Genomic DNA, 531 nt, shown 5'->3' with positions numbered 1-531 from the left:
AACACATGATTTAGGATGACAGTTGCAAATCACACCAGTACTGCCTCCGGTAGCAACTTTGAAAAAAGCCTGTGTAAGATACCCACGTTGCCTTAATTTTTTAATGAGTTCAAGTGCTTCAGTTTGCGTAATTTTTTGTGCGTGATACTTTGTGCCATGTTCAAGCCAGAATGTTGCAACAGGCTTGCCAACAGCAATACATGAATGTATAGCCCAGTCTTCATCTCCTAAAGTTTTTTTACAAGGGCAATCCATTACAACAATATAATCAGGTTGAGTAAAAATGATTTTATGCGCATACTTATATGGAATAATGCTTTTATTGGATTCTTTGATATATGAAATATCTCTGTTTAATTCCAGTATTTTTTTTGCATCACCAAACGATAGTATCTTGGAATGATAGCGTTCAAAAGCAAATTTCAGGAAATACCGCAATGGCGTAAACCATGAAAAATTTTTGGTAAGAAATCTGAATACATGATAAACAACAAAAACATACGGATAATAAAGAACAAAATATACATAGTT

At 33.7% G+C, this 531-nt stretch carries 1 protein-coding gene; it reads right to left on the bottom strand.

Going from position 1 to position 531, the window contains the following annotated elements:
• On the bottom strand, window positions 1-531 hold a 531-nt coding region (locus tag N3F66_15245; GenBank protein ID MCX8125501.1), incomplete at both ends, for a hypothetical protein.

This window comes from Spirochaetota bacterium, from assembly GCA_026414805.1.
Lineage (GTDB): Bacteria > Spirochaetota > UBA4802 > UBA4802 > UB4802 > UBA4802.
This window is presented reverse-complemented; position numbering and strand designations above follow the sequence as displayed.